At 50.3% G+C, this 23,238-nt stretch carries 21 protein-coding genes; 11 read left to right on the top strand and 10 right to left on the bottom strand.

Annotation, left to right across the window (positions count from 1 at the left end; translation table 11 throughout):
- Positions 1 to 167 precede the first annotated feature (167 nt).
- Positions 168 to 3,179, bottom strand: a complete 3,012-nt coding sequence (locus MO867_RS14640) for a TonB-dependent receptor (RefSeq protein ID WP_252470421.1) — start codon at positions 3,177 to 3,179, stop codon at positions 168 to 170.
- A 692-nt stretch (positions 3,180 to 3,871) separates the two neighbouring features.
- Complete coding sequence (locus MO867_RS14635) at positions 3,872 to 4,573, bottom strand: glutamine amidotransferase-related protein (protein WP_252470419.1); 702 nt, start codon at positions 4,571 to 4,573, stop codon at positions 3,872 to 3,874.
- 304 nt (positions 4,574 to 4,877) lie between these two features.
- On the opposite strand from MO867_RS14635, the gene MO867_RS14630 reads away from it, so the two are divergent.
- The 4 genes from MO867_RS14630 to MO867_RS14615 all read left to right on the top strand — a co-directional run bounded on the left by MO867_RS14630 (position 4,878) and on the right by MO867_RS14615 (position 10,328).
- Complete coding sequence (locus tag MO867_RS14630) at positions 4,878 to 6,479, top strand: AbgT family transporter (RefSeq protein WP_252470417.1); 1,602 nt, start codon at positions 4,878 to 4,880, stop codon at positions 6,477 to 6,479.
- A 752-nt stretch (positions 6,480 to 7,231) separates the two neighbouring features.
- Positions 7,232 to 8,287 carry an AraC family transcriptional regulator gene (locus MO867_RS14625; protein WP_252470415.1) on the top strand — a complete coding sequence of 352 codons (1,056 nt, stop codon included), beginning with the start codon at positions 7,232 to 7,234 and terminating at the stop codon, positions 8,285 to 8,287.
- A gap of 627 nt (positions 8,288 to 8,914) precedes the next feature.
- A complete protein-coding gene (locus MO867_RS14620) occupies positions 8,915 to 9,163 on the top strand; it encodes a hypothetical protein (protein ID WP_252470413.1) in 249 nt (82 codons plus the stop codon).
- A 46-nt stretch (positions 9,164 to 9,209) separates the two neighbouring features.
- Positions 9,210 to 10,328, top strand: a complete 1,119-nt coding sequence (locus MO867_RS14615) for a YHYH protein (RefSeq protein ID WP_252470411.1) — start codon at positions 9,210 to 9,212, stop codon at positions 10,326 to 10,328.
- Between the two features lie 16 nt (positions 10,329 to 10,344).
- On the opposite strand, the gene MO867_RS14610 is transcribed toward MO867_RS14615, so the two are convergent.
- Genes MO867_RS14610 through radA form a run of 5 tightly spaced genes read right to left on the bottom strand, consistent with a single transcriptional unit; the run spans position 10,345 to position 14,359 of the window.
- Positions 10,345 to 11,121, bottom strand: a complete 777-nt coding sequence (locus MO867_RS14610) for an ABC transporter ATP-binding protein (RefSeq protein WP_252470409.1) — start codon at positions 11,119 to 11,121, stop codon at positions 10,345 to 10,347.
- A complete protein-coding gene (locus tag MO867_RS14605; protein WP_252470407.1) occupies positions 11,118 to 12,113 on the bottom strand; it encodes a FecCD family ABC transporter permease in 996 nt (331 codons plus the stop codon). Before MO867_RS14605 ends, MO867_RS14610 begins: the two co-directional genes overlap by 4 nt.
- The gene (locus MO867_RS14600) at positions 12,097 to 12,306 is read right to left on the bottom strand and encodes a hypothetical protein (RefSeq protein ID WP_252470405.1); all 210 of its coding nucleotides are present in this window, start codon (positions 12,304 to 12,306) and stop codon (positions 12,097 to 12,099) included. Before MO867_RS14600 ends, MO867_RS14605 begins: the two co-directional genes overlap by 17 nt.
- 2 nt (positions 12,307 to 12,308) lie before the next feature.
- Complete coding sequence (locus tag MO867_RS14595) at positions 12,309 to 12,959, bottom strand: ABC transporter substrate-binding protein (protein WP_252470403.1); 651 nt, start codon at positions 12,957 to 12,959, stop codon at positions 12,309 to 12,311.
- Positions 12,960 to 12,964: 5 nt separating this feature from the next.
- Complete coding sequence (radA, locus tag MO867_RS14590; RefSeq protein WP_252470401.1) at positions 12,965 to 14,359, bottom strand: DNA repair protein RadA; 1,395 nt, start codon at positions 14,357 to 14,359, stop codon at positions 12,965 to 12,967.
- Positions 14,360 to 14,621: 262 nt separating this feature from the next.
- Here radA and MO867_RS14585 point away from each other — a divergent pair, with 262 nt between their 5' ends.
- From MO867_RS14585 to MO867_RS14565, 5 genes are all read left to right on the top strand, one after another.
- Complete coding sequence (locus tag MO867_RS14585; protein WP_252470399.1) at positions 14,622 to 15,065, top strand: pseudoazurin; 444 nt, start codon at positions 14,622 to 14,624, stop codon at positions 15,063 to 15,065.
- A gap of 13 nt (positions 15,066 to 15,078) precedes the next feature.
- Positions 15,079 to 15,876, top strand: a complete 798-nt coding sequence (locus tag MO867_RS14580; RefSeq protein ID WP_252470397.1) for an oxygen-binding di-iron domain-containing protein — start codon at positions 15,079 to 15,081, stop codon at positions 15,874 to 15,876.
- Positions 15,877 to 16,420: 544 nt separating this feature from the next.
- A complete protein-coding gene (locus MO867_RS14575; RefSeq protein ID WP_252470395.1) occupies positions 16,421 to 16,909 on the top strand; it encodes a DUF411 domain-containing protein in 489 nt (162 codons plus the stop codon).
- A gap of 10 nt (positions 16,910 to 16,919) precedes the next feature.
- Entirely contained in the window at positions 16,920 to 18,719 is a 1,800-nt protein-coding gene (locus tag MO867_RS14570) for a copper resistance system multicopper oxidase (protein WP_252470393.1), read from the top strand.
- The gene (locus tag MO867_RS14565; RefSeq protein WP_252470391.1) at positions 18,712 to 19,458 is read left to right on the top strand and encodes a copper resistance protein B; all 747 of its coding nucleotides are present in this window, start codon (positions 18,712 to 18,714) and stop codon (positions 19,456 to 19,458) included. Before MO867_RS14570 ends, MO867_RS14565 begins: the two co-directional genes overlap by 8 nt.
- Before the next feature lie 278 nt (positions 19,459 to 19,736).
- On the opposite strand, the gene MO867_RS14560 is transcribed toward MO867_RS14565, so the two are convergent.
- On the bottom strand, positions 19,737 to 20,813 hold the full coding sequence (locus MO867_RS14560; RefSeq protein ID WP_252470389.1) for an MBL fold metallo-hydrolase: 1,077 nt from the start codon (positions 20,811 to 20,813) through the stop codon (positions 19,737 to 19,739).
- Positions 20,814 to 20,951: 138 nt separating this feature from the next.
- Between MO867_RS14560 and MO867_RS14555 the strand changes: the two genes are divergently transcribed.
- Entirely contained in the window at positions 20,952 to 21,563 is a 612-nt protein-coding gene (locus MO867_RS14555; RefSeq protein WP_252470387.1) for a TetR/AcrR family transcriptional regulator, read from the top strand.
- Positions 21,564 to 21,607: 44 nt separating this feature from the next.
- Complete coding sequence (locus MO867_RS14550) at positions 21,608 to 22,282, top strand: alpha/beta fold hydrolase (protein WP_252470385.1); 675 nt, start codon at positions 21,608 to 21,610, stop codon at positions 22,280 to 22,282.
- A gap of 542 nt (positions 22,283 to 22,824) precedes the next feature.
- On the opposite strand, the gene csrA is transcribed toward MO867_RS14550, so the two are convergent.
- Together csrA and MO867_RS14540 are read right to left on the bottom strand one after the other, a co-directional pair.
- A complete protein-coding gene (gene csrA, locus MO867_RS14545; RefSeq protein WP_252470383.1) occupies positions 22,825 to 23,013 on the bottom strand; it encodes a carbon storage regulator CsrA in 189 nt (62 codons plus the stop codon).
- An 18-nt stretch (positions 23,014 to 23,031) separates the two neighbouring features.
- Positions 23,032 to 23,238 (bottom strand): hypothetical protein (locus MO867_RS14540; protein ID WP_252470381.1); only part of this gene is annotated, 207 nt, incomplete at its 5' end.

The following is a 23,238-nucleotide window of genomic DNA, read 5'->3' as shown; positions in this document are numbered from 1 at the left end:
GGAATCTGACGCTGTCACAACTAACGATCCACTTTCCAGATCGGCTGGAGAAATATATCAGCCTCTGAGGCCATGGCTGACACAGAGTTTTGAACACCCTCCTCTCAGATAAATAGAAGCTTGCAACAACTTGACTTCAAGCGTTGCAAGCCGTTCAAATAAAAACTCTAGAATACTGCTGTTATTCCTAACCGAGCCGCTCTCGGGGCTGTCCAATCGTAGGCAGCCCCATACCAATCATTTACTTCAGCAGAATTCAGTTCATAGTGTTCATTTACAGATGTAGCTTCCTGATTATCAAATAAATTATAAACATCAAGTGACGCTGTCATATCAACTCCATTTAATAAGAAACGATACCGCAATGAAGCATCTACGTTAAATGTCCATGGAGTTCTGCCAACCTCTCCCCTAGGTATATAAACATACTCTCCCGTTTCAGGATCAAGATGATAAAATGTATCACCATAACTACCATAAATATTTGGGTCAGAACTTGGATAACTATGACCAAAAGCCGATATAGGTCGGCCACTGGCTAAAGTGGCATTCAAACCAAAAGAAAAGTCTTCGGTAAAGTCATAACTCCCAAAAACTTTGAAAACATGGCGACGATCATTTGGCTGGTAACCTTCTGCACCATCCATTAGTGCTGGAAAATCAAAGTCCTGAGTTACTCCAGCATCTGCCTGATCGATATCAGATTTCACAGCCCCTTCAAAGTTACCTGTACTACGAGACCAAGTATAAATAAATTTCCAGGTCATCTGATCTGTGCTATACGTAAGATCCGCCTGAATAGCACGATAAATATTCTTAGCCTCAGGCAAGCCAATTGTGTCAGCAGAGAATTCTCTTAGAGAGTTAGGATCTGGTTTGCCATCAACTAGATCGCCCTTTACGTCAAGTGCAGAACCATCCCAGTAGTACCCATCTGCGTACCAAGACATATCCTCACCAGGATTAACCAGAACACAGTAGGGCCAAGCATAACGACCACAATAGTCATCGAGAGCAGATACAACTTCACGGTAAACTCCGCGAACACCTACTCGCATATCTTCATTAATCGCGGTTTCAAATCCTAAAATATACTCATCACGAGCAAATGGCTCCGCCTCCTGGGCCTGAAAAATATCTTTCTCTGGAATTACTGGCACAGAACTAACAACTGATGAAGAGGGAACATCACCATTGATCGGAGTGATACCGGTAGGAGCATTGGTTACCGTGTCAATTCCTGAGTAAGTATAGTAAGTGGTTGAGTCACTAACACCCGACGCAGCTCTATAGATTGTATTGTTGGCTATTGGCAGGTAGTAACGCCCCCATGTACCATAAATTTTTGTTTCGCCATCACTAAAGGGGTCCCATGAAAAACCCAAGCGAGGAGCAATATCGGTATCGAACTCAAACAGCTGTTTTCCTGTCGTTCCCTCTCCCTCATAAATATCTTTACGGAGACCAACACTAATCATCAAATCATCCAAGATTTGCCATTGATCTTCGATATAAAATGCTGTTAAGTCTGATTTAAAACCACCGCCTCCTTCAAAGATCCGATCACTGACAACCTGCAAGGGCTCTCCAGTTTCATTCGTAAATAGAGCGCCCTCATCCCCCTGAACAACTCCCCCAATGCCGACAGTTTCATAGGTCCAACTGTGCCCAGCTACAGGGGCCGTAGTCCGCGTCGATGAGCGCTCTTGAATATCAACTCCTGCTTTTAAACCATGATCTCCTAATGAATAACTAACGTCCAAACGGTACTGTCTATTTTCATCAAAGTTTGAACCGATAGTTCCGCCTCCACAAGTGCTGACACCTAATCCAGCTTCATCAGCAATTGCTGGGCACTCCAAAGCGAGAGGTTCAGTTGTATATTCAGTTTCAATCTCTCCAGCCATTGCGGATATACTCAAATCATCAGTAATATATCCCGTATAGTTAAAAGAATGAGCTTCACTACCACGTATCCGTGTATTGCCTGTAGTCACCCCAGCGGAAGCACCAATATTTTGCCCAATAACTCCTGTATTAGCATCAAAATCATAGATTAACTCTTCCGTTTCATTTCTATCAGAGAAACCAAAATAGCTGATTCTATGACTGTCATTAATATCCCAGTCTATTTTTGCCCCCCAAAAGAGATTATCTGCTCCAGAGGATTCCCGTTCACGAAACTGGGTGTCTACATTTGCTTGATCCGTACCTGATCGATACGCGAACTTATCAGTTTTATCTCTTGGATTAATCAACCCGTAAAAAAATAGCTTATCCTTGATAATCGGACCAGAAGCAGAGAATGTATATGAAACCTCATCAAACTCATTCTGAGATTCATTGCGAAAAACATCCCCTGTCCCATTATTCCCCTTGGAAATAGAACCCTCTGAACGTAAGAAATTCGGCTCCCAATAAACCGTACTTCCAAATTCCCATGAATTACTGCCGCTTTTGGTTACAGCATTGACTACACCGCCTGTAGTGCGACCAAACTCTGCCGAATAACCACCCGTTTTCACCTGAAATTCTTGATAAAACTCAAATGGAACGGTGCTACAACCGATTCCCTGACGAGTATTTGTTACTTCTAGGCCATTGATATAACAGGAATTTTCTGCGATAGAAGCCCCTCCAAAAGAGGCAGCGCCAAAACTATTCCCTGTTCCAAAGCCTGTATCCCCAGCAATAACACCTGGCGCCAATAGAGATACCGCAGTCAAGTTCCTAGCAATCGGCAAAGCATCAAGCTCTGCCTCCCCCATAACTAGCCCGGAGTCCATCGTATAGGTATCTACAGAGGTTAGAAGCTTTCCTTCAACAATAACCTCTTCATAGACTTCACCAAGATCAAAGTTTGCATTTGCATTCACCCCAAGAGAGACTCTAACCGTGCGCTCTCCTACTTTTTCTCCATCTTGTGTTACTACAACTTGGTACATACCAATCGGTAGTTTTGCAAATCTAAAATTCTCCCCCGACGATGACTCAATCGATCGAGTTAATCCAGTACTCAAATTATTTACCGTTATTAAATATTCCTCGACAGCGTTCTGCTCCGAACTTTCAATAACACCAACAATATTTGAGCTTGAATTACCTGTTGCATGCACCTGCCCTCCAACCATCGATAAACCGATAGATGCTGCTAAAAGTGTCCTTTTGAACAGATTCATAAACCCATCCTTTTGATTATTAATAATATTTATAACCTATTAGAATTACGTTACATTCCTTTATTACTTTAACATCATCTGTAAACCGTACTCCCTCCATTAATACGCTCACAGGGGAACTATAAAATGTTTCCCCCACAAAACAAATAAAGCCGACAAATTCAATTTTTAATGCGCACCACCTTATGCAAAATGGCACAAACACATCAACTGCCCTAAGAATAAAAGAATTTATGTAACGACACATATATTAATCACTCATCCTTTTTTAAAACAACCACTAAAGGAAAATTTATAGCAACCTACAAACCACAACCAGGCAAGAAAAGAGTGGAAAACATATAGAACCCGCAGAATTTAATGAGGTTTTTTTTCATGCCTCATATAAATTAGGAATAACATGAAAATATTATCCAAACATTAAAAACGGGATTAACTTGACAAAAAAGACTATTGGGACAATTTCAACTGGGCTGCTCTTGGCAGTTAGAAGCTTTCTAATTTAGTTTCATCTAAATTGCACAGCCAAACCAAAAACAATTCGAACTACTCTTTGGGATAGGAAAATAAATTTAGAACCTAGACTTGCTCAGCAATACAAACCAATATTGACAGTAACCACCCAAAAGGCAAGTTAGTTCAAGTGAGCCAGAAGCTTGGGAAGGTGGATGGCGCCTCCCCACTTGAATAACTTACCTGCGCAAAAACTCCAACATCCACTTAGCGACCATATTTTCATGAATGTCGTTTTGTAATGAGGCCTGGCCCTTATCCACTACCTGTTCACCAAAGGCTTCGCGTCGAAGCTGCATCAGACTGGTTGAGTAGGGTTTGCTGAATTCGGGATGTGCCTGGAAGCTGAGCATGTGGTCGTCCACCTGCACCATCGCCATGGGACAAAATTCACTGGATGCGAGAACTCGGCCACCGGGCGGTAATTCATCTACCTGATCCTGATGGGTGACCAAAAGGCTGAATTCGGTCTTTGGCTCACTCATCCATGACGGGGTCTCCTGCATTTCATAGGTGTGTACCCCAAGGCCCCACCCTTTATCTGACTTTTGCGCCCGCCCACCCAGTGCCTGGGCAATTAACTGGTGACCAAAGCAGATACCAATTGTCGGTTTGTGCTGATCATGTAATTTTCGGACAAAATCCATCAACGGAGAAACCCAGGACTTGCTGTCATAAACTCCGGTTTTACTGCCGGTAATCAGATACGCATCGACATCATCTATATCGCTGGGATACTGACCGTGCTGGACCTCGTAAGTGCTGAACTCGAGCGTAGGGTCCTGGCCGCGCAACAAGTCGGCAAACATTTCCGGGTACTCTCCAAATTCGCTCACAAGCTCTTTGCGCACGTCATCGGTCTTTAAAATTCCAATTTTCATTATTTCACCGCTGAGTTGACTGCTGAGTATTGGGATTATGGCATATCTAAGCGTTGGATGGCCGCAAGGCCAGACACCGTGCAGGGGGAGACTTTTGCAGTATTCATCATATTTCAACTGGTTGCCGGCGGTGCCGCTATATCAATTTAGCGACTGATCACGGACCAACATTCCCCTTCGGGCATTCTTAGCTGAGGGACTTTTGTGTATCATCGCGGCTTTAGCACATTTTTCAGCCAACCTTTCGGCTACCGGGCGGTTCAGAGCTATTAGGGCCGCTTGCAGTTAAGACTGAGGACCAACAATGACCACAACTACCTCCCCGAGCGATCGGCAGGACAGTCCCCCCGGCCGCAAGACGGCCTTTATCCGCTTCCTTGATGCGGTGGAATGGTTGGGCAACTTACTGCCCCACCCGATTACCCTGTTTGCACTCTTTGCTATTGGCGTCGTCATTTTAAGTGGTATCGCGTCTTATTTCGGCCTGTCGGTAGCCGATCCACGCCCTGTCGGCGCAGCCGGTCGGGCGCCAGACGGAGTTATTGAAGTCTTCAACCTGATGAGTGGCGATGGTCTGAGAATGATCGTCACCAGCCTGGTGAAAAACTTTACCGGCTTTGCTCCTTTGGGAACGGTATTGGTTGCCCTGCTGGGTGTCGCGATTGCGGAGCACTCAGGTCTGTTGAGTGCCGCAGTGCGAGGGCTGGTACTCCAGGCTTCCAAGCGCACAGTAACCGTTATCGTGGTCTTTGCTGGCATTATTTCCAACACTGCCTCAGAGCTGGGCTACGTGGTGCTGATCCCCCTGGCTGCGATGATCTTCCACTCCCTTGGCCGCCATCCACTGGCCGGGCTGGCCGCAGCATTCGCCGGTGTTTCCGGCGGCTACAGTGCCAACTTGTTGCTGGGCACCGTAGACCCTCTGCTCTCCGGAATCACTGAATCCGCCGCTCATATGATCGATCCAAACTACTCAGTGGGCCCGGAGGTCAACTGGTACTTTATGATCATCAGTACCTTCCTGATCACAGCGGTGGGCAGCTGGGTAACCATGAAGATTGTGGAGCCCAAGCTCGGTAAGTACGACCCCAGTGAGGCATCTGTAGATCTGACCCAAGATAAGGTCGGCAGCCTCAGCGATGCCGAAAAACGCGGCCTTAAATATGCAGGCCTGGCGGTGCTTGGCGTATCTGCCGTATTGGCGTTGACCGTTGTGCCCGAGTGGGGTGTTCTACGCAACCCGGAGACCGGACTGGTCGCAGGCTCTCCTTTCCTAAAAGGCATTGTCTCTCTGATTTTGGTGTTCTTCGCTATTCCAGGCTTTGTCTACGGCAAGGTCGTCGGTACTATGAAGAATGACCGCGATGTCATTGATGCCATGGCCAAGAGCATGAACAGCATGGGTATGTACATCGTGCTGGTCTTCTTCGCCGCGCAGTTTGTCGCCTTCTTTAAGATCACCAACCTGGGCACGATCTTCGCGGTGCTGGGAGCCGATACGCTACAGAGTATTGGCCTCACCGGACCACTGCTGTTCCTGTTTTTTATCATGATGTGCGGCTTTGTAAACCTGATGCTGGGCAGCGCCTCCGCTCAGTGGGCAGTGACAGCGCCCATCTTTGTGCCAATGCTGATGCTGCTGGGCTATGCACCAGAAGTTATCCAGGCCGCCTATCGTATTGGTGATTCAGTAACCAACGTCATCACTCCGATGATGAGCTACTTTGGCCTGATCATTACATTCGCCGCGCGCTATAAGAAAAACCTCGGTATGGGTACATTGATCGCCACCATGATCCCTTACTCGATCTTCTTCATGATCGGTTGGACAGCCCTATTTTTCTTATGGGTATTCGCTTTCGGCCTGCCAGTAGGGCCTGGTGCTGCCACTTACTACGGCGGCTGATATACCTTGCTTGCTGTATTAAAAAAGCCTGCTTTTGCGGGCTTTTTTCTTGCCCTTAAATGGCAAAAATTACTTACTAACTACTTATCCTGCCAATTAGGCAAATCCACTTAACTCAGCCAAAATATCCAAACACCCCTGAATTCACCGTCCACCCTGCGTAGCTTCAGCCTCAGGGAAAAAACATGAATAAAATATGAAAAAATTAATATTCCCGAATGATGAGTCGCCATAAAACAAAAAGTCCTTATGGGTTATAATTCGGAATAATATTTTAAGCATATCCTCTTTATCGGTATTTTTTTTCATTAGGTGACATTATATCTGGCCCATCAAGCGTGCTGCCCTTCGAATCCATAAAAAAAAACAAGTAACATAGGTCCTTGAAATAATACTTAGCGGAAACTGATCGGTGGGTTGCGCCAGTTACGCTTGCTCTGTTCTAATCTTAATTATTATTTTCTCAGGATGAGCAACGTGGCATTTTGCGGTAGTTAGTACAGTAACCATTATCCGCAGCGCCGAAGTCTATCAGGACATCGATATAGAACAAGCATTCGCCAGTACGACGGTTCTTTTAAACGGTCATATAAACGCCCAGGAAGGTATAATTAGGGAGTTTGCATTTAATTGCAGGTCCCTAAAATCATCAGGCGCCACTATCAGTTAAACAATTCCGCTCAAATAGAAGTTGCGACCCGGCAAGCCAAATAATTCAATCTGGCTGGGTTCCTGGAAGGATTTGTAAGAAATTGACCCAACAAATAAGAGCTAAGCTGTTAACCGGCTTTTATGACCAAGTATCCGAGCTAAACGGCTGCCCGGAAACACTACTTAACAGCGCCGGAATAAACCCTGAGCAAGTCGAAAAGCTCGAGGGCTATCTCCCGCTGGGTAAAGTGACAGACTTGGTGGAAAAGGCTGCACGACAACTCAACTGTGCAGACTTTGGCTTGCGATTGGCACAAAGCCAGGGCTCAGCAGCCTTGAGTTCTCTCGGTGCAGCGGTATTGCAATCACTGACATTGGGTGAGTTCCTCAATGCTGCGGTAAAACAATTCGCCGCTCCGCCTTATAACCTGCGGGTGGAATTGGAAGTCAAAGGACTGCAAACGCTTATAACTTTTCACTGCCTAAATGATTTAGAAAGTTATATAGCGACCGAATCCCCACTGCCACTCGAACTCTTTAGGGAGTTTCTACTTGGGGTTTCTGTGGTCGCCCTGCAGATACTTTGTGGTGAAAAATTTCACCTTGAAGCCGTCCATTTAAAATCGGCACGACCACTTCACGGCCAGTACGAAAAATTTTTCAACGCGTCAGTACATTTTGCACAAACTAGCGACGCTCTAATCCTGAGCAGCAGCCAACTGGCGCAACCCACAGAAAAGTGCAATCCAGTATTGCGTCCACTATTAAAATCTTATATCGGAAAAGTGCTTGAACACGGTGAGGCTAGCCTAGTTTATCAAGTAGAACAGCTTGTTTACTGCCTGATGCCCCTCAAGCGATGCAGCCTCCAAGAAGTTGCCAATCAGTTGGGCATGCATAAACGCACACTGCAACGCAGGCTGCGGGACCAGGAGCTGGTTTTTGAAGATATTCTGGATCGTATTCGACGGGAACGTGCGGAGTACTACCTGAGCAGAAAACTACCACCGATGGCCCAAATTTCCAGCATGTTGGGATACCGTGAGCAAAGTTCATTTAATCGCGCCTGTGATCGCTGGTTTAGTGCCACCCCCATGAAAGTACGCCGCCGTCTGCTCAATGAAGCCGCAGCCAAAGCCGTACTGGAAACCGATTAACATACCTTTTATTCGTTAAAGACAGTGGCACGGGCTAGCATCAAAATACCCTGCCACTGCAGCTCACCATTACCATTTAGACAACTCCACTATTAAAAGCGTGTTTACCCGCGCGCATATATCACGGACTGCATCAAAGGTATCTTCCCCATATCCGGTAATATCCAACGACTATCTCCGAGTACTCCACGCCGGTCTAGCCACTTATCATTCATTCTATCGGTGAAGTCATCCAGGATTAGTAAAAAACACTCTCATGCCTAAAGTTCTGCCAACAGCTTTCTCCCAAGTTTCCACGCCGCTGTCTTATCGACTTTAATGTCCCAGAGTTTTCCCAGGAAAACCCTCCCATGCACTTTACCGAAGCGCCAGTTGAACCGGCTCCGCAAACGCCGAGCACACTTCTTTACAAGCGGTCCACATTCTTTGCGCATTCCTCCACTAACTTTCAAGTGATGTCCCAATCCGACATCAGCAAAGTGGGTAGATAGCCGGAGCCATTCAATGACCGGTCATTCCCCACACACGAGCCTATAGTTTTGGACAACAGAAGATAAGCTCTCTTACCACTCACTCATGGGGTAACCGCTCGCAAAGACACCCCTAAAGCTACCAAAGGAGAACACGATGAAAAAAATACTTATTCCTCTAGCTGCGGTCGTACTGGCCTCCAATGTATCTGCTCAGCCGCATCAACCCCCGCAAGAAGCCATCGATGCCTGTAATAACATGGCAGAAGGCGATGCCTGCACCGTTGAAACACCTCGCGGTACTTTGGAAGGTACCTGCCGAATGCCACCGCAAGTCGAGCAATTAGTCTGTGTACCCGCTCGGGGTAAGGGTGGTCCGGGCCCACGGGAAAATGATCAATCCTAAGTGACCAGCGTCTAACCGGTGGCGCAATGACGCTTGAGATGCATTTATGAAAAAATGGGTATTTATAGGGCTAAGCTGCATTGCCCCGCTGACTTTCGCTCATATCCCTGAAAGTGCCCTGGAAGCCTGTTTAGACCTCTCTAACGGCGACCGTTGCGCCATCGAAGTTCCTAGTGGCACTATTAGCGGTCGCTGTCGAGATCTGCCACAGTCTCACGGCTTGGCCTGTGCCCCAGAGCGGAAATCTGCTGCCACACCATCGGAGAGAGGCTCCATTATCGGGCGTCCGCCGGCGCGCAAACACCGTGTGGTCCAATCCAATGGGCTGCAGAGCACGGTCCCTGCAGACCGCTTCCCTATCACGTTTAGCCAGGTCAATATTAGAATCCAGGGCCCTTGGCGAATCATCGAAGCCAACGGTATTTCCGAACACAAAACCGGCGTTTTCCCCAATACAGGAAATCCTCATAAAATTGAAGTACAGCGCTACCGCTATCGACTTCCCGCCACCCCGGAGATCGCCGCCAATCCCACAGCAGTGTCCCTGCAAAATTTTGGTATCGGCTTGAATGGCGTACCATTTGATCCCAGTGCCGCAGAGTGGTATCTGGGGAATCGCGGGCGCTGGCGCTACGAGGCCCTATCCGGTGCAGTGTCCCTGGGTGTTGACGACAATTTCGCTCATGTACAACCCAACGGGGCCTATCACTATCACGGTATCCCCATCGGCCTGCTGGCACGCTTGAATGTTTCCGAAAACGAGCACTCTCCGCTGATCGGCTGGGCCGCCGACGGCTTTCCTATCTATGCACTCTACGGCCACGCCGATGGTCGGAGTCCCGATTCCGGCATAGTGCCCATCAAATCCAGCTATCGGGTAAAACTCGGTAAGCGTCCCCGTGGCGGCAAAGAGCCGGGCGGCTACTACGATGGCACCTTTGTTGATGATTACCACTATGTAGCCGGCTCGGGTACTTTGGACGAATGTAACGGCCGCAGGGTGCAGACCCCGGAGTTTCCAAACGGCACCTACGCTTACTTCCTAACCGAGGATTGGCCGATAATTCCGCGCTGTTACAAAGGTACTCCGTCGCAGGATTTCCGACGCGGTCCCAGCAATAACCCGCGCAATGGGGCTAGCAAAAAGTTACTTGGACGGTCCTGATTTTTTAGGTCCACGACTAAAGCACCTCTAAGGGGACAAATTCGGCGATACCGTCGCGCCAATGAAATTTGCAGCTAACGCCATAAGCTTCGCCGATCAGTGCCGGGGTAAACACTGCTTGCGGCGTCCCACCAGCCAACAGAACGCCCTCTTGCAACAACAATACCCGGTCACAAAAACGCGCCGCCAGATTTAAATCGTGCAGTGCGAGAATGACCGTTTTTCCCATGTCCGCAAGGCGGCGAAAATTCTGCATCAACTGCAGCTGATGGCGAATATCCAACGCTGCCGTAGGCTCATCGGCAATCAACAGAGGTGCCTGCCCGACCAATAGACGTGCCAACTGTACCCGACGCAGCTCACCGCCGGAGAGTTCGGTTACCGGACGATCGGCAAACGCCTGGGCATCGACCATAGCCATCGCTCGCCTCACCCGTGTTTCGCGATCTCGCGGACGCCCCCAGGGCAATAGCCCCAGAGCCACCAGATTCGCACCCGACAAACTCCAGGCCGGCATTTCCGATTGAGGCAAATAGGCCCCTAAACGTGCACGTTGTGTCGCGGGCAGCTTGTGCGCTTTCTCACCGTCAAAAGTAATCTGCCCACTCTCCGGCGTTAAAACACCAGCGATACATTGCAGCAAACTACTTTTCCCAGCCCCGTTGGGACCGATAACCGCTGTCAGTTCCGAGGGCTTAAAGGTACAGTTTATTTCCCGCAATACGTTTTTTAGTCCACGCGTTAACTCCAATGATTCACAATCAACGGTCAATTTTCTATCGACTTCATTCATAGCCACTGCCCCCGGCGCGCACTGACAATTAACCAAAAAAAGAAGGGCGCTCCAAGAAATGCCGTAACCGCACCGATACGCAATTCCTGCGCACCGACAAAATTAATCACCAGAATATCGGCCATCAATAACAACAAAGCGCCCGCAGCACCACTGATCCATAACAGCTGGGCAGGGTCTTGATGTACCAGAGGGCGCATTAAGTGCGGCACAACCAATCCGACAAAACCGATAGTACCGGCAACTGCCACTGCCGCACCAACGGAACTGGCGATACCAAATAGAATTAACAGGGGGAAAATACGGCTATGGAAACCCAACGAAGCGGCGGTATCCTCTCCCAGAGAAAGGGCACGTAAATAATTGCGCGCGAGGAACAGACAAATAACGCCCACCGAAATAAAAGGTAGTGCCAGTAATAACTGATCCCAGCCGCGATTGGCCAGTGAACCCATCAGCCAAAACACCACCTCCTGCATCGCAAACATACTCGGCGCATAATTAAGAGCCAGAGCAATAAGCGCCGATAAAAATGCATTGATCGCAACACCAGCCAACACCAGACGGCCGGCACTGGCACCGCGGCCGGCCAATAACCACACTGCAGCCACCGCACCAAAGGCGCCGGCAATTGCAATTGCTGGCAACAGCCATCCGGATTTCCACGCAGCGCCGTAATAAAGAAGTATAACTGCAGCCAGAGCGGCACCGCTGGAAACACCTAGCAGTGCCGGCTCCGCCAATGGATTGCGCAACATTCCCTGCATCGCCGCACCTCCCATACCCAGAGCAGCGCCGACCAAAATAGCAAGAATCGCCCGCGGCAATCGCAACTGCCAAAAAATGACGGCATCGCTGCTTTGAGAGTACCAACCCTGAGAAACAGCATCCACTAAATCCACCGACACCGGACCGCTCGCCAAGGCCACCAGCAAGGCGAGCGGCAGGGCTGCCAACAAAGCAAATATCGCGAGCTTATTGTGTTGTAGCAAAAGTTTTTCTCTTATCCATCAACTGTTGCAAGACTTCCACAGCAGCCAGTACCGGGCACAGACTCAGGCGGGAAGGTAATGTATAGGTACGGCCACTGTCGATATAGCGCTGCAATACCGGGTGGCGCGCGGCCAGGTAGGCCAGGGCAAAATTCTGTTCGCTGCCATAAAACACCAACAAATCTGGCCGCATCGCTATGACTTCTTCGAGGCTGATCCGCCCCAGCTGATTGACGCCCCCTCTGCGGCGAGATTAATAAAACCGGCTCGCTGTAGCAGTTGGTGCTCCAGCATTCCGCTACCGTAAGTAATATTATTTGCTGAGAGAATAACTGCGGTAATCCGCTGCTGCGGCTGGGGGCTATCCAGCAATTCCCGCAGCTGCCGCTGGCGTTTCTGCAGGGGTGCCAGTGGTCCCAATACCGCTTTTAATGCAGCCAGCTGTTGCTGTAATTGCTCGAGGTTGTAGGCATCGGGAATAGACACCACGTTGATGCCCAACTCTTTCAGTCGTCGCGCTGCACGCTGCGCGCCAAATTGCCCCACCAAAACCAAGTCAGGCTTTAAGGGCAATAATTCTTCCGCACGGGCGCGGTTCAGGTACACAGTTTGCGGAACCGGTGCAGTGCGATACTGCTCTGTATCCGCCAGCCAGGTAACGGAGGTGATGTCCTTGGGATTGGCCCAATTTAACAGGATCTGGTCCATACATAAGTTCAACGAGGCCATACGCTCGTAGGCAGCCCCGTTTATAGGATGTAATAGAAACAGCCCCAGTAAAATCATGAGCGGAAGCTGTACAAACTTCGCAGCGGAAATACTATAGCCCCTCAAAAAGGCAGCCATCAGTCTTAACTCATATCGATAATAGAGAGTGCTTCCCCCAGGGTTTTCACCGAGTGCAGCTCCATTCCTTCGATATCATTTTTAAGGCGATTGGCGGCAGGCACTATGGCCTTGCGGAAACCATGCTTGGCAGCCTCGCGCAAGCGCTCCTGACCCGAGGGCACCGGGCGAATTTCACCGGACAGGCCCACTTCACCAAACACCACTAGATCCCTCGGCAACGGCCGGTTACGAAAACTGGAAACCACCGCCAAAAGTAACGGGAGATCGGCACTGGTCTCCACGACCTTTACACCGCCGACCACATTAATAAAAACATCCTGGTCACCGACCAACACACCGCCGTGGCGATGTAGCACCGCCAGCAGCATATTCAAGCGGTTTTGGTCGAGCCCCACCGCTACTCTGCGCGGGTTGCCCAAACTGCTGTCGTCCACCAGCGCCTGCAGCTCCACCAGCAACGGACGGGTTCCCTCCCAGACAGAGGTCACTACCGAACCCGAAGCAATCTCTTCGGCGCGCTGCAGAAAAATAGCAGAGGGGTTAGAAACCTCTTTCAAGCCCTGCTCTGTCATGGCAAACACCCCCAGCTCATTGACCGCACCAAAGCGGTTCTTATGCGCACGCAGGGTGCGGAAACGGGAGTCATGGGTACCTTCGAGAAGGATGGAGCAGTCGATAATATGCTCCAACACTTTGGGGCCGGCGAGGCTGCCATCTTTGGTGACATGGCCCACCAGGATCAGAGCCGTGCCGGTTTGCTTGGCAAAGCGAGTCAGGTAGGCCGCACTCTCGCGCACCTGCGCCACCGAGCCCGGTGCCGACTGCACATCGCTCATATGCATTACCTGGATCGAGTCCACTACCATGACACGAGGATTCACCTCCTTCGCAGCCAGACAAATACGCTCAACATCCGTTTCACTGAGCAACTGTAGCGACTCAGTTGGGAGCCCCAGTCGTTTGGCGCGCATAGCCACCTGCTGCAGGGATTCCTCCCCGGTGATATACAGCGCAGGCATCGAAGTGGAGAGGTGACACAAGGTTTGCAGTAACACCGTGGATTTACCGGCCCCCGGATGACCACCAATTAACACCACCGAACCGGGCACCAGGCCGCCGCCGAGGACGCGATCCAACTCCGACGTGGAGGTGGGAATGCGCGGCAGCTCACTCAGATCGATTTCGGCAAGCTTCTGTACTTTACCCGCGCCGGCGGCACCGGCATAGCCGCTTTGAGTATCGGTAAAATTGGCCGCACGACTGTCCTTGTGCTCGGTGCCCAAACGTACCTCCGATAGGCTATTCCAAGTGCCACAAGCACTACATTGCCCTGCCCATTTGGTGTAGTCAGCACCACATTCATTACAGACATAGGCAGTTTTACGTTTTGTGGCCAAGGTTATCTCCCGAACAGTCACCAGAACTTATTGGCGCACAGTTTACCTCTTATAGGGACGGGGTGGGCGATGCGTAGCGGTCAAAAATGACTCACCTGCACTGGCGCCCTCTATTGGCATCTTCTTCGTCGCATTGGCCTATCTGCCCGATTGATCTAGATCAATTCACCATGTTTGCACCGAGATAATATCCGCCGCTGCCTGTACCCACTAATGGGGAGGCACGCAAACACACTGACCAATCATCAAACAGGAAGTAAGCATGTTGTCTTTTTCTCTTCGCGGCGCGATTTTGGCGCTCGCCATGGCCTCGACCTCCGCCCTAGCTGCAGATCACGAAGTTAAGATGCTGAATCAGGGTAAGGACGGCATGATGACTTTCGAGCCAGCATTTCTCGCTGTAGCGCCCGGCGATTCCGTCACCTTCCTGCCCACTGATGCAGCGCACAACACCCACTCGGTCTTGTCCCCCACTGAAGGCGCAAGCTGGAATGGCAGCATGGGCGAAAAAGTGACGGTCACTTTGAACCAGGAAGGGGTTTACCTGTATCAGTGTGATCCACACCTGCCGCTGGGTATGGTGGGAGTGATTCAAGTGGGTAAGGCAACCAACTTAGAGGATGCCAATAAACATGCCGAGGGAATGAATACCAGTATCGCCATGAATAAAGAGAGGCTCAAACAGTACCTCGACCAAGTCCAATAAGAGGAGCCGCGGCGTGGACATCCTATTTGAAAAAGGTCACCACCTGGTTGCGCGGTTCGGCGATTTGGTAAAAGAGCAGAATGGCAGTGACGGTGTGCAGGCCAATCAATTTGTTATTCGCCGCGGTACCAAAGGGGCACTTATCGATCCCGGCGGCGATCTCACTTATACACACCTGACCATTGAGCTCAGCCGGCATTTGAACCTGAGTGAACTGGACCTGATCCTGGCCTCGCATCAGGACCCGGATATCATCGCCTCGCTACCGCGCTGGATGCTTCACTCCCGCTGTAAGGTGGTGGTATCCAAGCTATGGTCACGATTTTTGCCGCACCTGGTCTCAGGCTTTGTCGCCTCGCGGGCCGGCGCAGAACGCTGGCAGGAGCGCATAATCCCGCTGGATGACAAGGGAGAAATTATCCCCTTCAGCGACAGTGAGATCTGGGCCTTGCCCGCACACTTTATGCATTCCTGTGGTAACTTCAGCTTTTACGATCCCGTGAGCCGTATCCTGTTTTCCGGTGATATCGGCGCCTCCCTCGGCGGTGAGGAGGGCGAAGTAAAAGACTTTGATGTGCACCTGGAATCTATGGAAGGTTTCCACCGCCGCTATATGGGCGGAAACTGGACCTGTCGCCTCTGGGCCAAGATGATCCGGGAGTTAAACCCCGCCATGATTGTGCCGCAACACGGCGGCTACTTCGCTGCCGACGAGGTTAAAAGCCGCTTCCTGAGCTGGTTGGAACGTCTCGAATGTGGGCCGGATCTCCTGCGCCACCAGGACTTCAGGTTGCCCCTGGGACGCTCTTAGACCGCCGCTGTCTGAAGATCGATTGCACCACTGCAGGCCAGTCCATACACTGCGGACTGGCTTATTTCCTACTTACCACCATGCACACGTGTCTTTTTCGCATAATATTACTGCTCGTATTACTGTCCTGTGGCGGCCAGGCATCGGCGATTACCTGTGCTGAAAAACATGAATCTCAGCCAGTATTTACTCCCATCGAACCTTCTGAACAATTACATTGCAGCGAAAAAAAAGCCATAAACTGCAATGATGACTATTCCTCCGACTGCAACGTTGAGTGCAGTTGCTGTGCAGGACCGAGTAACAGTTCAGCTATCAGTGCTGACGACCAAACTCTCTTTTACCGCCGCAATCGCCAAGCCTCGACCTACCGAGTATTTAATTCCTCCCCCGTCCCGGAAATGGCACTACGCCCCCCATAATTCGCCTTTAACAGGGCCCGTGCGTCTTTAACAGCGCTCGGCCCCAATTAATTACCGCCACAAATCTAGCTGTGAAGACTGTCGCACCCGTTCGCACCATCAAATTTATCACCGGAGTATTTATGTACCGTCACCTCATTATGGTCATTGCCACATTGTTTACCGCCCTTGCTCTCAGTGCTTGCGCCGAACCCCAGCCCCCTAAAAAAGAAACTGTGAAACTCACTACCTATAAATCAGCCACCTGCGGCTGCTGCAAAATTTGGGTTGAACACGCACAACAGAGTGGCTTCGATGTTGAGGCAAGAAACGTCGATGACCTTAACGGCGTGAAAAACCAGCACCATATCGCACCGCGCTACCAGTCCTGTCACACCACCGTGTCAGAACAAGGCTATGTTTTTGAAGGGCACGTACCGGCAAAGCTGGTGCAGCACTTTCTACAGAAGCCTCCACAAAACGCGATAGGTCTCGCGGTGCCCGGAATGCCTTTGGGCAGCCCCGGTATGGAAGTCGGCGACCGCTTTACCCCTTACCAGGTACTGCTGCTTAAAGAAGATGGCAGCAGCGAAATTTACGCCGAAATCAAAACGGCACAGGAGCAATTCTAAAGGAGCGGCGATGACAGAGAGCTTTCGCAGCGGAGCCATATCGAGGCGTACTTTTGTGACTGGTGTCGGCGCAGGTGCGGCCCTCCTGGGGCTACCCCAGCGCCCGCTATCAGCAAGCTCTGCGGTATCGCCCGCAGAGGTCTTGAGCGGTCATCAGTTCAATCTCTCCATCGGTTATCGCCGGGTAAACTTTACTGGCAGCGAACGCCAGGCCGTGACCGTCAACGGCAGCCTGCCCGGCCCTATCCTGCGCTGGCGAGAGGGTGATACCGTCACCCTCAATGTGCGCAACCAACTGGCACGTGCCTCCTCTTTGCACTGGCACGGTATCCGCGTACCCAGCGATATGGACGGCGTTCCCGGATTGAGCTTTAGCGGTATTGAGCCAGGACAAACGTTCCGCTACCGATTTCCAATTCGTCAAAGCGGCACTTACTGGTATCACAGTCAATCTGGCTTTCAAGAACAGCAGGGCCTGTACGGCGCTATAGTGATTGACCCCGCCAGCCCAGAACCCTTTGCCAGTGATCGCGACTATGTAGTGGTGCTCTCAGACTGGAGCAATGAACCCCCTCAGGCTATTTACACCAATCTGAAAAAAGACCCGCACTACTACAATCGGCAGCAGAGAACGGCCGCTGACCTTTGGCGTGAGGTTCGGGCAAACGGTGTAGCAAGGACCTGGCGGGATCGGCACCCGCGGAATTGGGCACAGGTATCCGACCGGGATATTGCTCATGTCACCGGAGAGACCTACACCTATTTGATAAACGGGCAAACACCCGATGCCAACTGGAGCGCACTATTTAAACCCGGCGAAAAAATACGTTTGCGTTTTATTAATGCCGCTTCGATGACCTTATTCGACCTGCATATACCCGCGCTAAAAATGCGGGTGATTGCCGCTGATGGGCAGAATATTGAGCCGGTCAGTGTGGATGAATTCCGCATCGGCACAGGCGAAACCTATGACGTGATCGTCGAGCCTAAAGGTGATCGCGCCTACACCCTGTTTGCGCAAACCATGGACCGCAGCGGCTATGCTCGCGGCACACTCACCGCCGATGTAAATCTGAGCGCACAAATTCCCCCCATGGATCATCGACCCATGTTCACCCCGCAGGACTTGGGATTGACTGAAAGACCCACAGCAACAACCGCGGATAACAAATACAAAACAGCCAAAGTGGGCCACTCAGACACTGAGTCAGATCCGCCCACTGCCGTCGCCGGAGGATGGTATTACGGAAATCTCGCCGCGGCAGGTCTCGGCAGCAATGCCCCCATCGCGCATCAACCCAGCGAATTTGGATACAGCGTGGATAGCCGCGCAGCATCGCCCGCGAACGGGCTGACAGACCCCGGTATCGGTATGCGCAACCACATGCGGCGTTATAACCGCCGCGTACTCACCTACGCTGACCTGCGCAAACTCAAACCCAGCAGGGACCGACGTCAGCCGGAGCGGGAACTCCAGCTCCACCTCACCGGTAATATTGATCGTTATATGTGGTCTATTAACGGCGAAAAACCTCGCAATGCCGATCCGCTACTACTGCGTCACGGAGAGCGGCTGCGCATTACCCTTGTTAATGACACCACCTTTGTCCAACCAATACACCTTCACGGCCTATGGAGCGAGCTGGAAACCGGTGACGGCCAACACCTGCCCAATAAGCACACGATATTAGTACAAGCGGGTTCCACTATCAGCTATTTGGTCAGCGCTGATACTTATGGGCGCTGGGCACTGCAATGCCAGATGCTCTACCAACGGCCGGGGATGTTTCGGGAGGTACGCATTGTTTAAGGCTGGGACTCTAATTACCGTTATTTCATTAACATTGGCCGTTCACACGAGTCATGCACAAATGCTGCCACAACACCAACATCACAGCTACCAACCCCTCAGCGACACTGGTGAAAAAGAGACCATGGCAGAAGTCAGCCTCGATTATGTAGAACTGCGAGGTAATGACGGTGGGGAAATTGAGGGCGATTTCAGTTATGGCGACGATCAAAACAAATTTGTCGCTGAAGTCGATTATGAGAGGGGCGGTGGTGAAACCGAAAAAAATGAACTCTGGGCGCTCTACAGCCGCGCCATATCCGCAAAATGGAATTTCCTACTAGGTATTCGTCACGACTTCCAGCTGGAGACTACCAGCCGAAACTGGATCGCTGTCGGTGTTACTGGGGAAACTCCATACTCATTCGAAATGGATGCAGTATTTTTCTATGGAAAAAGCGGCAGTACTGCATTCCGACTGGAGGGCGAGTATGAATTAAAATTAACACAGAAATGGATTCTGGCTCCGCGGATAGAGCTGAATTTTTTTGGGCAGAACGATGAGACACAAGGCAGCGGATCCGGCTTATCTGAACTGGAAATCGGTCTTCGACTAATGTATGAAATCACCAAGAAATTCTCACCTTACATCGGTGTCCACTATGAACGGGAAATAGGTAATGCCGCTGATTTCGCCCGTGAAGAAGGTGAGGACGTGGACTCAACGGTTTGGGTGCTGGGTTTTCGTGCCTGGTTTTAAGTTTGGGGAAAAACAACTTTCAACAATCACCCGGTTTACGCAATATTATTGGGCCCCTAGAACAACAAATTTTCTAAAATGCACTTTTAAAGCCAAAAAAACTAAGCGCTAAAGGATCAAAAAAATTATAGAGGCGCCCTAATATATATTTGCAAAATGCTCTCAGTTGTTTAAGCAACAACCATGATCATGCAATCACTGGACACAAGAACTGATCCTGCCTATCAACAGCCTCATTCTCCAGCTCTGAGGAAATCACTCGTCTGAAAGCTACATAATTATAATCCAGCAGGCAACTCATTCAGCCCCTCTTTAATAAACTCCCGCCACCAAGCTTGGGTCGGGACAGGTGCACGCACATTGACCGGGGCACCGATCACTGGCGTAAGCAGTGTCGCCCCACGCGCTTCTGCTGCAGTCTGTGCACGCTCCAGAGGCTCAAACCAATCGTGCAGGGCAAGATCAAAAGTGCTGTTATGAATAGGTATCATCGCGCGACCACGCAGATCCAGGTGAGCCAGCACGCTCTCCTCCGGCTTCATGTGTACCTGGCTCCACAGATCGTTGTAGGCCCCCGTTTCGATCAGGGTCACATCGAAAGGACCGAAGCGCTCACCAATCTCGCGGAAGCCGCCAAAATAGCCACTATCGCCACTGAAGAAAATTCGCGCATCGCGCCCACCAATGACCCAGCTCGCCCATAGCGTCTTGTCCCGGTCGGTCAAACCGCGTCCGGAAAAGTGCTGGGCCGGGGTCGCAGTAAATTGCAGGCTGCCGACAGACAGGGATTGCCACCAGGCCAGTTCGGTAATTTTGCCCTCCGCGATCCCCCAGTCCCGCAAGTGCTTGCCAACACCGGTCGGAACGATAAACCGCTCCACCTTCTTATCCAGGCTGCGAACGCTGGCTTTGTCCAGGTGGTCATAATGATCGTGACTGATAATGACGGCCTTCAATGCGGGCAACGCTTGTAACGGCAGGGGCAGTGGGTGAAAACGCTTTGGGCCCATCCACTGCACCGGCGAGGCACGCTCGCTGAATACCGGGTCAGTCAGTACGTACTCCCCATCGAGCCGAATCAACACTGACGAGTGGCCCAGGCGATAGACCGTTGGCTGGCTCTCATTGCTAGCGAGTACCTCCTCTGTAATCAGCTGCAACGGCAATGGTGCTTTTGGCACAGGCGCAGCTCTCTCCGCCCGAACGTAAGCACCGATTATGTCGGCAATGTTACCTACCCCGGATTTGTAGTCGATTTCCGTGTTTTGGAATTTCTCCGACTGAGTCGCACAACTACTAAACAGACCAACAGACATGCCTATCACTCCTGCTAATAACCACCAGCGTTTCTTCATAGCTGACACCAAGTAAACTATTCAGTGCAGTTTACTGTCGGCAGCGACAAAAGTAAACCAATTAGTGTAAAATTAGTCATTAAGCAAGATTTTCCGCCAGGTAAATTCCCTGATGTAAACAGAGATTCCGAGAGTCAGATGAGTGAGAAGAAGCCAACCAGAAGTGAGCTGAAACGTCAGTCCATTATCGATGCCGCCAAACAGGCCTTTCAGGAACTCGGCGTCCAAGGCACCAGCATGGATGAGCTGGCAGCCCGCGCACAGGTGTCCAAGCGTACCGTGTACAACCACTTTGCCAGTAAGGAAGCGCTGGTTATGTATTTGATCAGTGACCTTTGGCAGCAGGCAACCCAATCCCCCGGTTGCGACTACAACCCAGGCAGTGACTTGTACGCACAACTTCGCGCCCTGCTGGAGCTGGAAATTAAAACCATCTGTAACCCGCAGTATATTGACCTGAATCGTATGGCCTTTGACTACTTCTTTCACCAGCCGGATGCCCTGCGTAAAGAAATGGAAAAATTTAAGGCTCACGAAACTGGAGTGCAACGCTGGATTAAATCTGCCGTGGCCGACGGCCGGCTAACACAGCTCGATGTAGAGGTCGCCAGTGGACAAATTCATAATTTGATTAAAGGTGGTTGCTTCTGGCCACAGTTACTTCAACTCTCCGGCCCACCCACGCAGGCCGAACAGGTGGCTCTGGCCGAACGCACCACAGCTATGTTTCTGAGTTATTATCAGGCATGAATTACATGGCCAAGTAGGTAGCGTTACGTGATGGTGGCTAGATCTTGAAAATTGTATTTTTACCTGGAATGGATGGAACTGGATTTCTCTTCAATGAGCTAATTCAGGAGGTTCCGCGAGAGATAGATCGAGAGGTTATTTGTCTCAATGAAATACAGGGTGTGACCTACCACCAACAAGCTGAGCACATTGCAGAAAGAATAGGATCATCAAGCGTTGTAGTAGTCGCTGAATCATATTCCGGAAGAATTGCATATGAATTATGTAATATTCTTGGAACCCAAGTTTCAGAGGTAATTTTTATAGCGGGTTTTGTTTCCTGTCCCGGTAAGCTCGCAAAGTTAGCTGCAGTACTCCCAGAGTATGCTCTAAAGCCTAATCTGTTACCAAATTGGCTAATGAAAAAACTATGTTTTGATGGCCATGGCGCTATTGGGCTAACGGAGAAAGTTCGCCACGCTATTGCTCAGGTTCAGCCAAGTGTTTTGAAACAGCGGCTATTAAATATTGCAGAACTTGAGCAGCCCAAGCATCATCAATTAACAAAAGCCGTATATATTCGGCCAACATATGATCGCTTAGTTGCATGGGAGGCAATCAAAATTTTGGGTAATGTTTATCCCCAGTTAAATATTGAGTCTGTGGAAGGTGGGCATTTCATCGCTCAAACGGCCCCGAAAACATGTGCGAAAGTCATACTCCGTGCCATAACCACGTAAATCGGGTAGCCGGTAGTTCTAGCTACCGGCCCCCACACCACCCATCGTTCGGCTCCGCAATAGGCGGCTCTCTATCCATAATAAATTTCTACCCAGCCATCACCTAACGTAATCAAACCCATCTTTTCGAAAAATGCATTATTGAGTGCAATGTGAGTGCCCTCAGTTATTGCGTTTCGCCAGTAACTTTTACCGGACGAACCACAGGTAACTGCCAGCGATTCACTCACACCCATGCGCAGTAAATTCCGAAATTTTGTTCTAACCCTACGCCAATTCTTCCAATAGCTCATTCTTAATTGTCACCGTATCCAGCAATCGAGATCAATACATTGTTGACAGCCTTGCGCATACCAAAGAGCAATCTTGGACCGCCAGAGATTGGAACCCTAATGACCATATTAATAGATGGGTCCGATACGTATCCAGTGGTTCCATCAGGCAATTAGACATAACCAGCAAAGGCACCCGACATCAAAACCGCTGCTCCTCCATAGTTTTGAGGCAGATGCTTTGGGCGTTCCGTAGTCGCAATCAGGTTATCAACGATTTCCATCCCCCAGTGCCCGCTCCTTTTGGATACGTATATAGATTTCTTCTCGGTGAACCGGTAAGGATTTGGGGGCCAGTATTCCTATCTTCACTTGATTACCCTTAACTTCCAATACTGTGACTGAGACACAGGTCCCAATCCTTAAGTTCTCGCCGGTCCGGCGCTTTAAGATCAACATATTTATTCCCTCTGATACTCAAACCATGCGTAGACCGTCCTTGCTGGAAGGGTTTGAAAGTAACTTTTTGAGGAAATACGAGGTGGTGCGCGAGGGCGGTAGGCACAGAAGAAGAAAAGGCGGACGCAACGCTCCCAGAGTTTGAGGAATCTCCCCAAACCGCTGAATGTACTCCACTTTATTGAAGACGAGCGGGTTTCTAGCGTATGATCCATATAGCCATTT

It is taken from the genome of Microbulbifer okhotskensis, from assembly GCF_023895975.1.
In the GTDB taxonomy this organism is placed as follows: Bacteria; Pseudomonadota; Gammaproteobacteria; order Pseudomonadales; family Cellvibrionaceae; genus Microbulbifer; species Microbulbifer okhotskensis.
Note: the sequence above shows the minus strand (reverse complement) of the source record. Positions and strands in the feature narration are given on the sequence as shown.